This window comes from Bifidobacterium commune (assembly GCF_900094885.1).
GTDB lineage: Bacteria > Actinomycetota > Actinomycetes > Actinomycetales > Bifidobacteriaceae > Bifidobacterium > Bifidobacterium commune.
The window spans coordinates 821,744-833,933 of sequence record NZ_FMBL01000001.1 but is presented as its reverse complement, the minus strand read 5'-3'; the positions used below and the strand labels follow the sequence as shown (position 1 = coordinate 833,933).

10 protein-coding genes are annotated in these 12,190 nt (G+C 52.1%); 8 read left to right on the top strand and 2 right to left on the bottom strand.

The window, feature by feature from the left end:
* Window positions 1–96 precede the first annotated feature (96 nt).
* Window positions 97–1,308, bottom strand: a complete 1,212-nt coding sequence (locus tag GA0061077_RS03350) for an MFS transporter (protein WP_159426905.1) — start codon at window positions 1,306–1,308, stop codon at window positions 97–99.
* Window positions 1,309–1,628: 320 nt separating this feature from the next.
* Between GA0061077_RS03350 and GA0061077_RS03345 the strand changes: the two genes are divergently transcribed.
* Window positions 1,629–3,038, top strand: coding sequence for an ABC transporter substrate-binding protein (locus GA0061077_RS03345; RefSeq protein WP_091847452.1), 1,410 nt, complete (start codon window positions 1,629–1,631; stop codon window positions 3,036–3,038).
* A 53-nt stretch (window positions 3,039–3,091) separates the two neighbouring features.
* Here the strand turns inward: GA0061077_RS03345 and GA0061077_RS03340 are convergent, their stop codons facing one another.
* Complete coding sequence (locus GA0061077_RS03340; protein ID WP_091847451.1) at window positions 3,092–3,865, bottom strand: type III pantothenate kinase; 774 nt, start codon at window positions 3,863–3,865, stop codon at window positions 3,092–3,094.
* A gap of 177 nt (window positions 3,866–4,042) precedes the next feature.
* On the opposite strand from GA0061077_RS03340, the gene GA0061077_RS03335 reads away from it, so the two are divergent.
* The 7 genes from GA0061077_RS03335 to recQ all read left to right on the top strand — a co-directional run bounded on the left by GA0061077_RS03335 (window position 4,043) and on the right by recQ (window position 12,139).
* Window positions 4,043–5,782, top strand: a complete 1,740-nt coding sequence (locus tag GA0061077_RS03335) for an ABC transporter substrate-binding protein (RefSeq protein WP_091847450.1) — start codon at window positions 4,043–4,045, stop codon at window positions 5,780–5,782.
* 38 nt (window positions 5,783–5,820) lie between these two features.
* Entirely contained in the window at window positions 5,821–6,789 is a 969-nt protein-coding gene (locus GA0061077_RS03330) for an ABC transporter permease (RefSeq protein WP_091847449.1), read from the top strand.
* A gap of 218 nt (window positions 6,790–7,007) precedes the next feature.
* A complete protein-coding gene (locus GA0061077_RS03325; protein WP_234696497.1) occupies window positions 7,008–7,793 on the top strand; it encodes an ABC transporter permease in 786 nt (261 codons plus the stop codon).
* A gap of 1 nt (window position 7,794) precedes the next feature.
* A complete protein-coding gene (locus tag GA0061077_RS03320) occupies window positions 7,795–8,568 on the top strand; it encodes an ATP-binding cassette domain-containing protein (RefSeq protein WP_091847448.1) in 774 nt (257 codons plus the stop codon).
* A 7-nt stretch (window positions 8,569–8,575) separates the two neighbouring features.
* Window positions 8,576–9,364 (top strand): ABC transporter ATP-binding protein, encoded by a 789-nt coding sequence (locus GA0061077_RS03315; RefSeq protein ID WP_091847646.1) that lies wholly within the window; start codon window positions 8,576–8,578, stop codon window positions 9,362–9,364.
* Window positions 9,365–9,476: 112 nt separating this feature from the next.
* The gene (locus GA0061077_RS03310; protein ID WP_091847644.1) at window positions 9,477–10,100 is read left to right on the top strand and encodes an isochorismatase family protein; all 624 of its coding nucleotides are present in this window, start codon (window positions 9,477–9,479) and stop codon (window positions 10,098–10,100) included.
* 47 nt (window positions 10,101–10,147) lie between these two features.
* Window positions 10,148–12,139: a DNA helicase RecQ gene (gene recQ / locus GA0061077_RS03305; RefSeq protein WP_234696478.1), complete on the top strand. Its 1,992-nt coding sequence runs from the start codon at window positions 10,148–10,150 to the stop codon at window positions 12,137–12,139.
* Window positions 12,140–12,190: the final 51 nt, after the last annotated feature.

Sequence of the window (12,190 nt, the reverse complement as noted above, 5' to 3'; positions counted from 1 at the left end):
GCATGGGCAACGGTGTGATGAATGCTGTGGCGCGCCTGCGTTGATGGCGACAATCGTTTGCTTGTCACGGTTAATCAACAGCTGATATAGGTCTAATTATTTGTATATGTAGTGGGCCTCGATTTTCTTTTGGAAACACAAAACAATCAGGGTAACGGCCATGACCACGGAAATAATCAGCATGCACCAGAACGTTCCGATCAGTGGGTCAAGGTTGAAAATCTGCGAAACAAGCTTGAAGAACCACGTGGAGATGGTGAAACCGAGGCTGCTGATTGCAGAAAAAATGCCCATGACGAAGGGATAATGCTTTTTCTCCGTAATGTTGGAAAGCAGATACGGTGTCCTTGTCATGATGATCGCGCTTCCTGAACCGACAAGAAACGCGGCAAGACACACTACAGGAAAGGAACGGGTGAAGATGAACAGTACCGCGCCGGCCGCCATCAGAGAAAAGGCGAACGGGATAGTAAATGTCTTGAGGAGCGCCTGAATGCGGTTGATTAACAGGCCGATCACCACCGATGAGCCTGTGTTGAACATCAGTGCGATGCCTGCCGCATCCGAGGCTCCCAGATGATATGCGTCGACATAGATGGAAAGTTTGTTATAGAGAACGGCAACTAGGAAAATACTAAAGAATCCTAAGATTTCACAAGCGATAATCGCTGGAGTGCTTTGTTTTGCACATTCTTTGGGTTGTGTTTCATTCTCGTTCTCCTTGACGGTATCGGCTACGGAATCGCTTGGAACGAAGATGATGACGAAAGTAAGCGCAACGAGACTGATGGCGTAAAGCCAGTAGTTGTGTACCCATCCAGACATTGCGAACAAACCGCCGAGATACATGATCATCATTGAAGACCCATCCTGCATTGCCATAATCTTGCCCATCAGACTGGAGAGTTGTTCTCCGTGGAAGAAATGTGCGGCAAGACTGGGTAGCATGGTGGTGATAATACCGGTTCCAAAACCGGCGATAACGGCGCAAACCAGCAGCTCATTGACGCTCCTGTGCAGGAACAGCGGCGTTAATCCACCGAACGCAACAAACAGGCACGCCGTTATTCCGACTGCTTTGAAGGAAAGTTTTTCCAGTATTTTACCGAAGATGATAGCTGAAACTATCGCGGCAGAAGCTCCTATGGAAACGATGGATTCAACTTTTGACGGATTTTCTAAGGGGAACGCCTTCTGGATTTGTGCAACAGAAGGGGAAATGATCGAATCAAACCGTGAAATGATGGCAAGAAACATGATGCCAACCAGAATGCCGACTGTCTTATTGTTAAGAACGGATCGTTTCATGGTCATGGTTCCTTCGCGCGTTGACTTCGTTTTTCCGCCGGTGCCGTGGACCAGTCATGGGACTTGGAAGCGCTTTAGGCTGGGTAGGGCATGTTCGGATATATCTTAACCAATCGAGAGGATTGAGCGACATTCCTCAAAACATATGTGCGTTATGAGATTCGGATCGCATTTAATCCATCACTCGGAGAAAATTTCTGCGTGCCGCTGCAGCGTCATTTCTGTGGGAAAATATATTCCATGAATTTCGGGCTTTCAACGGTTTTGGCCATGGCGTAATGTCGTGTGTAAATGAATGAGTGATCTGGGAGCGGGCCAATATGAAAGCGCGTCGGTGCATAAGACTACTTGCTGCGCTGTGTTCGATGCTCGTACTTGTCGCCACGGCTGCATGCGGGCAACAAGACAATCGCACTGTGGTAACCGTGTGGTCATGGGAACCGAGCATGCGGGCTGAAGCCCGTGACTTCGAAAAAGCTAATCCAGATATTCGTGTGGATGTGAAAACCACCAGCGGTTACGATAACCTCAATTCTGCTATCCAGGATGGCTATAGCATGCCTGATGTGGTACAGCTTGAATATTTTGCACTGCCGCAATATGCGGTCAGCGGACAGCTTCGCGATATTACCGATCGGACGCAGGATTACGGCGATAACTACACGCCAGGTACATGGGCTAGTGTGCATCTCAACGGGCGTGTTTACGGAGTGCCGATGGATTCTGGCCCAATGGCTTTCTTTTACAACGATGATGTTTTTCGACAGGCTGGTGTCGATGCTTCACAGCTGCATACTTGGAACGATTACTACGAAGCTGCCAAAAAACTTAAGTCAATAGGGGTTTATATTGCGGCGGATTCGGGTGATGCGAGTTTTTACAACGCTATGATCTGGCTTAACGGAGGACGTCCGTTCCGTACCTCGGGCGATGGTAAAACAGTCACGGTCAATCTTGACGATGATGCCGGTACAAAAGGTTTCACTGATTTCTGGCAGAAAATGATTGACGAGGACTTGATCGACACTCGTCTGAACACTTGGTCTGATGGGTGGAAAAATGCGTTGGCTACGGGATCGGTTGCCTCGGTGTTTACCGGTGCATGGATGCCTTCGCTCTTGGTTTCAGACGTTCCGGGAAGCGCTGGGCTTTGGAGGGTGGCTCCCATGCCGACCGCTGATGGTTTATCCGTCAATTCGGAAAATGGCGGTTCGGCGCTTTCCGTGCTCAATCTGAGTCGCAAGCCAGAGGCTGCTATGCGTTTTATCCGATACGTTTGCCTTGATCGCGAAGGTGTGTCCAAAAGAGTCGACGGTGGTGCTTTTCCCGCAGACAAGTCGGCATTAAACAGCGAACAGTTTTTGAATAAGACAACGATACGCGATTCGCGTGGAATCGATGTCGAGTATTTCGGTGGACAGCAGTTCAATCGAGTACTCGCCGATGCGGCTGAAAATGTGAGGGTTGATTATCAATACTTGCCATTTGAGGTGTATTCGCGAGGAGATTTCCGTGCAACGGTTGGGCAATCATATAAATGGTCGAACGCTGCCCGTGATCGGCAAAAAGTTCAAACACGAATTGACTTGGGGCAGAGGAATGCTGATGGAAGTCCTCTGTCGCTCCCTCAAGATCCAGGTCCTAAAATTAGTTTGATGGCGGGCATCAGATTATGGCAGAAAGACATCAAAGAATACGGCACCAATCAAGGTTTCGCATTACAATCGTAAACTTGCCCAGGTGTGTATTGGCCGTGTATATGCATCTCAAAGTTAGGCCGGATCTAGGCGTTAAGACGATAGATGATCGCCATACCTTTGAAGATAAGTTCAGGGTCGTAGATATCGATGACGTCTGTATCATTCTTGAAAAGGGAACCGAGGCCACCGGTGGCGATGACCTTGAAGTCTTGACCGATTTCATGTCGGAATTGTTTGACTGTTCGTTCGATACCGCCGAGGAAGTTGTAGTAAAGACCGGCCTGCATGGCGGTTTTCGTGCCTTTGGCCAGGATGGAATCGGGTCGGGTGATTTCCACTTCAGGCAGCTGAGCCGTGCCGGAAACGAGCGAGCTGACCGAAGTCTGTAGTCCAGGGCTGATTAACCCGGAAATAATGGCTTTGTCTGCGTCGATGTAATTGAATGTAGTCGCGGTGCCGAAATCCGCTACAAGCACGGGGCCGCCGTATACGCCGTACGCTCCGACGCAATCGGCCAAGCAGTCGGCACCCAAAGATTTAGGGTCATCCAAACGAATTGAGAGACCGGATTTAATTCCCGGGCCGACGACCATCGGGTCGATTTCAAGGAATTTGATGATGCTGGAACGGAATGAATGCATAATTTGAGGAACCACAGATGCGATGATCACATCTTCCACGTCATGGGGGCCATATCCGGCCGACCTGAGAAACTGAACCAGCAACAGACCATATTCGTCGCTTGTTCGTGCGGTTTTAGTGGTAATTCGCCAGCTTTCGCCGACGGTGGCAATCGGAGAACCGTCCACGACGCCAATATTGATGTTGGTATTGCCGATGTCAATCGCGAGTAGCATTCTGTCTGCTTTCCGGCTGTCGTCGCAAGATGCGGCGCCTGTGTTCCGTCGATAATCCGCTTCCATAATACGCCGTCGGCGGTGCAAATCTATCCGTATTCCTATGATAGAGGTGCGGGCGACCCTTTGGGCGGCTAGCAATATTTACTTGATTACTATCACATCAAAGAGGAATGTATGCCTACCAATTCAGGTGCGTACGATGAAAACGACGCAACCCGTCAAACAGCGGATCCGGCAGACGGAATTGGACATGTAGTCACGTCGCCTACTGCTAACGGCTCAAGGGATGTTCCTGATGCGCAGAACGCAGCCAGCACTGACGAGACGCTTAACGCACATGTCAAAAAACGTGCTGTTGGAGGCAAGAGAGCGGCGAACGGCCTTACGAAGAAAGGCTGGATTTGGGCAATTGCAGCCATGGTTGTGGTAGTGGCGCTTATCTCTGTTTTTCTGGTTATTCGACAGAAAGCCGAAATCGTCACCGACAGAGCTCATCAAGCTGATTCTGTGAGCATTGGTCTCAAACTTGCCCCCACGAATCTTGATATTCGCAACCAATCCGGTACATCGCTCGATCAGGTGCTCGTCGGCAATGTCTATGAGGGCATCGTCGCCCGTGACTCGCATAACAATGTCGTGCCAGGACTGGCCAAAAGCTGGGAAAAGAGTGCCGACGGCACTATCTACACGTTCCATTTGAACGACAACATGACCTTCTCGAATGGTGACAAACTTGATGCTGAAGACGTGGCATGGTCCATCAACGAATTGATGGTCAACCATTATCACAGTTCGGAGTTGCTGATGAATTTCAAGTCAGCCATTGCCGCGGATACCGATACTGTTAAGATCGAGCTGACCGCACCATACTCCGACCTGTTGTGGGTGCTTGCGTGCCGGCCAGGTCTTGTGCTCGACAGGAACGCCGAGTATGACATAAAGACTCAAGCAGTTGGTTCTGGTCCGTACACCGTTGCCAAGTTCGTGCCGAATGATTCGATAACGCTCAAGGCCAATCCGCACTATTGGGGGGGTGGCAAGGCTATAACGCAGACCGTTGTGCTGCGTTATTTCGCAGATGACAATGCGGCTGTCAACGCGTTGAAATCCGGAGATGTTCAGGTGCTGGCCCCTGTTAGCGAAAATCTTGCCGGGCCGTTCGAAAAAGACAACGAGCATTACCGCGTTGCTGCCGGAGACGGTACCGACAAGTTCGTTCTGGCGATGAACTCCAAAGGTGCCGCGACTTCGGACATAAGGGTTCGCCGTGCCATTCGCCATGCCATCGACCACAAGCAGCTTATTGCCTCCCGCGGTGGTGCCGATAAGCCGCTGGGTGGACCGATTGCCTCGCTTGATCCTGGGTACGAAGATTTGACGGGCCTCTATCCGCACGATGTCGACGAGGCCAGAGAACTGATGAAAGAAGCCGGCTATACAACCGAGAACCCGCTGGAGCTGCGGCTGACTTATGCCAACACATACGGCACTGAACTGGGTGATCAGCTCCGCAGTCAGCTCAAACCCATCGGTATCAACCTTAAGGTGAACATGGTCGAGTTCTCCACATGGTTGCAGGACGTGCTGAAAAACAAGGATTACGATTTGTCGCTGGTTGACCACAATGAAAGTCATGACTTCTCGCAGTGGACGGACGACCAGTACTACTACAACTACAGCAACGAGAAGGTCAAGAACTATTACAGGCAGGCGATGGCAGCTTCCGATGATTCCCAACGCGATGCTTTACTGTCCAAAGCCGCTCGTCAGGTCAGTGAAGATGCGCCGGCCGACTGGCTCTTCAACTACCGCATCACCACAGCGATGAAAACTGGTGTGACTGGTTTTCCGCTTAATCTGAACCAGACCCTGTTGCCGCTTCGTGATGTGACCTATGTTCCGGCACAGCGGTAGTGGGCAATGATTGAGTTCACGTGAGTAAGGGGTGTGAGATGCGATTCATCGTTCGGCGCTTCCTGCTGTTTGTAGCGGCATTGTTCGTTATTTCGGTGGTGATTTTTGCGGCACTGCGCATTTTGCCTGGAGATGCCCCCAGTGTGATGGCAGGGTTGAACGCGCCGCCGGAACGGGTTGCTATGTTGCGCTCGCAAATGGGTCTTGATCGGCCGCTCGCAGTGCAATATTCTAGTTGGATAGATGGCCTGTTGCATGGCGACTTTGGCATATCGCTGCTCACTGGTCGCCCGATTGGCTCGATGGTTGCAGCCCGGTGCTCGGTCACGTTTCCCCTTATCGTTCTGGGGCTGATTGTGGCCATCGCAATCGGTCTTACATTTGGCGTGATGGCTGTTTTAACCACGCGTCCTGCATTACGTTCCGGTTTTCATTTACTTGGGCTGATCGGAGGTGCGATTCCTGCGTTGTGGGGAGGTCTTCTGTTGATTTTGTTGTTCGGCCGAGGAACGGGATTGCTGGGTGTTCTGCCGTCCCAAGGCTTCCCCGAAACCGGATGGGACAGTTTCCGTACGGCCTTCGCGTCGCTGGTGTTGCCGGCGTTGACTGTAGGCGTGATTAGCGGAGCAAGCCTTATGCGCTATACGCGTTCGGCTTTGGGTGACATCATGCACAGCGGCTATATTGACCAGGCGATGGCTTGCGGTTATACGCGCCGTGCGGCTGCATTGAAGGTAGGCTTGCGATTGACGATGCCCCAGTTGGTGAGCGTGGTCGGGTTGATGTTCGCCAGTATGATCACCGGCGTTATGGTTGTAGAAAATCTTTTTGCACTTCCGGGCATAGGCACTGGGTTGGTGACTGATTTGGGCAACCGTGACCTTATTGCTGTGCAAAGCGAATTGTTCATGTTGGCCGCGTTCTTCCTGTTCATTGGTTTTCTGGTAGATTTGTTGCATCGTTTTCTTGATCCGCGTCTCAGGTACGCCGTACAGGAGAGAGCATGATGATGCGGAACGATTCGCACAACAGAGCAGAGGAATATCAGACCGGTACGGACTTGTCAGACATGCGACAGGGTGCTGTCTCATCTGTCGAACGTTCGGCAAATCAGCCGTCGAAAAGGGCTGCGAAAGATAGGGAAAACGTAGCTTTGGGTAGGGGATTTGCGGTTGTGCTGCGATTGATATGGAAACGAGGCGAAGGTAAGTTTGCTCTGACCGTAATGACCTCATGGGTTGCGATTTCCTTGATTTCGCTGTTTTGGACGCCGCAGTCGCTGTGGAAAACGGACGGTTATCAGGTGTGGGCCAAGCCTTCAGCAACGCAGTGGCTGGGAACTGACGGCATTGGTGCCGACGTATTCAGTTGGCTTATGGCTGGTGCACGCACCGATCTGTTTATTGCCGTTGCTTCTGTGATATTCGCCGGTATATTGGGCGTATTGCTGATAAGCATTATGGTTTCACGCAATTCTGCGCTGTCGAACGGGTCGGTGGTGGCGGTGGATGCATTGATTTCGATCCCCACCATCCTGATTGCCTTGATCCTTGCGGTTCCGATGGGTGCTTCCGTTATGGTTGTCGTTCTTGCCTGCGGAATCGGTTATGGTCTTAATCTGGCTCGTGTCGCACGGCCGGAGGCGTTGCTGGCGGCGAACTCGGACTATGTTGGATCGGCGCTTTCGTACGGGGCTTCCGGTTTTTCGGTGATGCTGCATCATATCCTGCCCAATGTTATGCCGACCGTCATGGTCCAGCTTTCCTTGTCCGCTGGTACGGCGGTGCTTGCCGAATCAGGACTGACCTACCTGGGAATCGGTGTGCCAAGCGGTGTGCCAAGCTGGGGTCATTCGTTGGCAACCTCGGTGAAGCTTATCGACGTCTACCCGCTGAGCGCGCTCTGGCCGGGGCTTATCGTCACCATCGTGGCGGTTGCGCTCAATATCTTCGGCGATGTGCTGCGCGATACCACCGATCCGTCCTCGAATCCGGAATTGAGGAGGTCCTGAGATGTCGGTTGATGTTAAGCGGCTCGGCGTTTGTATAAACGGCAAGCCGATTGTGCGGGATATCGATTTGCATATTAGCGATGGTGAACGCGTCGGCCTTATCGGTTCATCGGGATCGGGCAAATCAATGATATCCAAGGCGCTGCTTGGGTTGTTACCGACCAATGCGCAGGTTTCCGGTTCCGCAATGGTGGGCGGTATACAAGTTGTTGAGGCAAGCGAACCCGTACTGGCCAGTCTGCGCGGTCGTTACGTTGGTACGGTGTTTCAAAACCCGGCTTCATCGCTGAATCCTGTTCTTTCGGTGGGTAAGCAAATCGAATTGCCTCTCAAGCTTCATTACGATTTGGACAAGGTTGACCGGCAGGCGCGTGTGGCTAGGATGCTTGAAAAGGTCGGTCTTGACGCAACGATAGCGAAGAAATATCCGAGCGAACTGTCCGGTGGACAACAGCAACGCGTAGGCATAGCTACAGCGCTCATTACGTCGCCTCGTCTGATTATTGCCGACGAGCCCACGACGGCGCTTGATTCCATCACGCAACGTCGCATCGTCGATCTGTTGGTTGAATTGGTTGACAAGGCCGGGGCCTCGATGCTGTTCATTACCCACGATTTTTCGGTACTCTCATGTGCCACGACGCGATGCTATGTACTTGAGTGCGGACAGATTGCCGACTCCGGACAAACCGCGGCTCTACTCGCAGATCCACAGGCCAATTCAACACGGAAACTCGTCGATGCGGCACATGAATTGACATTGCAGAGGAAGTAGGATGGCAATGACTGAGGGACAAATATTGCTAACCGGCAGAGGGATACAGCAGGTTTTTGGGAAAGGCAGAGGGCGTCAGATTGCGGTCGATGAAGTCAACATTGAGGTTCATTCGGGGCAATGCCTAGCACTGATTGGCGGTTCGGGGTCGGGAAAGTCCACATTGATGCGGATTCTGCTGGGCCTTGATAAACCAACAAGTGGTGTGGTGACCTTTGATGGTGAGTTGGTGGAAGGCCGGAGGTCGGCTGGATATCAGGCATTGCGACGAGATTCAAGCCTTGTGTTTCAGAATCCGTTCACCTCACTCGACCCGCGTTGGACGGTTTTTCGGTCAATGGCGGAACCGCTGAATATCCGACTTGGACGGCATTCGAGAAAGAATAGTCTCGATATTGATCGGAAAACCCGCGAGTCCCTGTCTCTGGTCGGTCTTGATCCTGCGGAATTTTTGGAGCGGTATCCTGCCGATCTTTCAGGTGGACAGGCCCAGCGTGTTGCCGTCGCTAGGGCATTGATGACCGACCCCAAGCTTATTGTTGCTGATGAGCCGATGAGTGCCGTTGATGTGGTGGCGCGGTTGCAGATACTTGAGGCTCTTGCAGCGATCCGCCAGGCTAGGCCGGAAACCTCGGTTATTGTGATTTCTCATGATTTGGGTGTTGTTCAGCGCATTGCGGACCGAATCGTCGTCCTCCACGAGGGTAAGGTCGTGGAAAGTGGCAGTGCCAATGACGTGTTGAACCGGCCGAAAGCTGTCTATACCCGTGAACTGATTGCGGCCGCGTCGTTGTAGAGGTCATTCCTTGATGCGGTGGCACGCAAGTGTTGTGTTCTTGTAGAGTGGTTTTTCAGCATTGTTGATGGGTGTCGGAAGGCGTTTGGATTTGTAAAGGATGGGAGCACCGATGGCAAGCAAGGCGTTGATTATCGTGGATGTGCAGCCAACGTTCTGTGAAGGCGGGGAACTTGGGGTGGATGGTGGATCGGCCGTAGCTGACCGCATTGCGCAATATGTGAATACTCGCGGCGATGATTATGTCTATATCGCCACCACGCAGGATTGGCACATCGAGCCCGGCTCGCATTTCTCTGAACGACCTGATTTTGTTGATTCGTGGCCGAAACACGGTGTGGCCGGCACTGTGAACGCAGAGTTGATGCCACAAATCGCCGCTCTCGGCCTAAGTCATCATTTCAAGAAAGGGCAGTACGCATCGGCGTATTCGGGTTTCGAAGGCATTGAAGACAACACTGCCAACATACAAACACGTGAGGAATTCGTGGCGATGCAACGAGAAGGTCGGACGTTGGCCCGGAGCTTGCAGGATGCAGGTGTGGACCATGTCGATGTCGTAGGCCTGGCGGAATCACATTGTGTCAAGAAGACCGCACTTGATGCCATGAAGCTTGGCTATGCTGTGACGGTTTTTGAGGATATGACCGAACCGGTCAGTGAAAGTCAGGGCATTGATGCGCGCAATGAAATGAGTGAAGCTGGTATAGAACTAAAGAAAGGGATTGGTGACTGATGTCGGCATCGTCCTTGTTGTCAAGTGGGATGGAGCCTGTGTCGTCCTTGTATGAAAAGCAATCCTCATCGTCAGCGCCCGCTCAGGGTTCGCTGGAAGTGTTAAAACAGTACTTTGGTTATGACTCCTTCCGTGAAGGTCAGTCTGGCTTGGTCAATGCGATTCTTGCCGGGCATGATGTGCTGGGTGTTATGCCCACCGGTGCCGGCAAATCGATTTGTTACCAGGTGCCTGCAACCATGCTTCACGGGTTGACCATCGTTATTTCTCCGTTGATTTCGTTGATGCGCGATCAGGTGGATGCTTTGAACGACGTGGGAATCAAAGCGGCATTCATCAACACGACGCAGGGGATCGATGAGCAGGGAATGGTCTTTGCTCAAGCCCGGCGCGGTGATGTAAAGATGCTTTATGTAGCTCCGGAACGCCTAGAGACAGATCGTTTCCGTGACTTTGCGGCTCATATGAACATCTCGCTGATTACCGTCGATGAGGCTCACTGCGTTTCTCAATGGGGTCAGGATTTCCGTTCGTCTTATTTGGGAATCGGTGAGTTTATTGCCAGTTTGCCTACACGTCCGACCGTTGCCGCGTTTACTGCAACGGCCACCGAAAAGGTGCGTCGTGATATCGTTCGATTGCTAGGGTTAAAGACACCCGAGATTACCGTCACTGGTTTTGATCGCGCGAATCTGTATTTCGATATCATCAACATGCCCACCAAGCGTAAGAATGCATGGATCTGTGAGTATGCGGCCAAACATTCGGATGAATCAGGTGTCGTCTATTGCGCCACTCGCAAAGAGACGGAGACGCTGGCCGATGAGCTCAATCGACGTGGCCTTCGTGCTGTTGCCTACCACGGTGGCATGTCGGCGGATGCGCGAGACGGTGCGCAACGTGATTTCGTCACCGATCGGGTGCCGTTGGTGGTGGCGACGAACGCCTTCGGTATGGGTATTGACAAGTCAAACGTTCGGTATGTCATTCACCACAATATGCCTGAAAGCATCGAGGCGTACTACCAGGAGGCTGGTCGAGCCGGACGAGACGGAGAGCCGGGGCGTTGCACCCTGCTGTGGAATGAATTCGATATTGTAACGCGTCGCCGGTTGTTGGATATGGGTTCAGAAAACGAGTGGTTGACCTCGGAAGAACGGGACATCGTCCGACACAGTCACCGCCGTCTGCTGAATGCAATAATCGGATATTGTCGTACCACCGATTGCCTCCATCATTACATCGTCAGATATTTTGCTGATCCGGACAGTGTCGGCGTCGATGGCACTGATGATGGAGGCGTAGCCGCTAAAAAGGCAGACGGGACTTTCTCGGACTGCAAACATAAGGAGAATTGTGGTAACTGCTTCAATTGCGAAAGCACTTTCGAGACCATTGATGTTTCCGATGTGGCAAGGGCCGTCAGCCGTTGCGTCCATGACATCCATCAAAGTTTCGGCATGGGCAAGATAGTATCGGTGCTCCGAGGTTCCAAGGCACAAGACCTCCTTGCCCGAGGGTTTGATCGGGTTCCTAGTTACGCGGCGCTTCATGACGTACCGGACGCTCGCATTCGTGATGTCATCAACCAGATGGTCACGGACGGCTATCTTACCGTTTCGGAAGGAAGGCTACCGGTTGTCGGATTTGGTCCGCGTGCTGCGCAGACGGTTCAGCCTGATTTTCATTATGAAATCAAGCGTGTTCAACGCAAAACATCGGTTGAGCAATCGTCCGGTTCCTATGACGTTGATGCTGAAAATGGTTCGGTTTCACACACAGGAAAAGCGTCCCGTGATGAGGTTGAATTCAACGAGGACGACGAGGCGCTGTTCCAAAAGTTCCGCGAGTTGCGACGCACCATAGCGCAAGAAATCGGTAAGCCGCCCTATATCGTGTTTTCCGACAAGACCTTGCATGACATGGCCCGCATCAAGCCAGTGACAGATGCTCAGTTTCTTGCGGTCAACGGTGTGGGGGAGAACAAGCTGCATCTTTACGGACCGCGTTTCATGGAAGTGGTGCGTTCGAATCAATAGCGATGAGACGTAGTGAATCACGCTGTTCGTGCTGTCGGTTCTTACGAATTG

What these genes read in the sequence shown, in the direction of transcription:
- GA0061077_RS03325 (WP_234696497.1), top strand. Translation starts at nt 7,008, where the DNA reads ATGACCTCATGGGTTGCGATTTCCTTGATTTCGCTGTTTTGGACGCCG.
- GA0061077_RS03340 (WP_091847451.1), bottom strand. Translation starts at nt 3,865, where the DNA reads ATGCTACTCGCGATTGACATCGGCAATACCAACATCAATATTGGCGTC.
- GA0061077_RS03315 (WP_091847646.1), top strand. Translation starts at nt 8,576, where the DNA reads ATGACTGAGGGACAAATATTGCTAACCGGCAGAGGGATACAGCAGGTT.
- GA0061077_RS03310 (WP_091847644.1), top strand. Translation starts at nt 9,477, where the DNA reads ATGGCAAGCAAGGCGTTGATTATCGTGGATGTGCAGCCAACGTTCTGT.
- GA0061077_RS03320 (WP_091847448.1), top strand. Translation starts at nt 7,795, where the DNA reads ATGTCGGTTGATGTTAAGCGGCTCGGCGTTTGTATAAACGGCAAGCCG.
- GA0061077_RS03335 (WP_091847450.1), top strand. Translation starts at nt 4,043, where the DNA reads ATGCCTACCAATTCAGGTGCGTACGATGAAAACGACGCAACCCGTCAA.
- GA0061077_RS03330 (WP_091847449.1), top strand. Translation starts at nt 5,821, where the DNA reads ATGCGATTCATCGTTCGGCGCTTCCTGCTGTTTGTAGCGGCATTGTTC.
- GA0061077_RS03345 (WP_091847452.1), top strand. Translation starts at nt 1,629, where the DNA reads ATGAAAGCGCGTCGGTGCATAAGACTACTTGCTGCGCTGTGTTCGATG.
- GA0061077_RS03350 (WP_159426905.1), bottom strand. Translation starts at nt 1,308, where the DNA reads ATGAAACGATCCGTTCTTAACAATAAGACAGTCGGCATTCTGGTTGGC.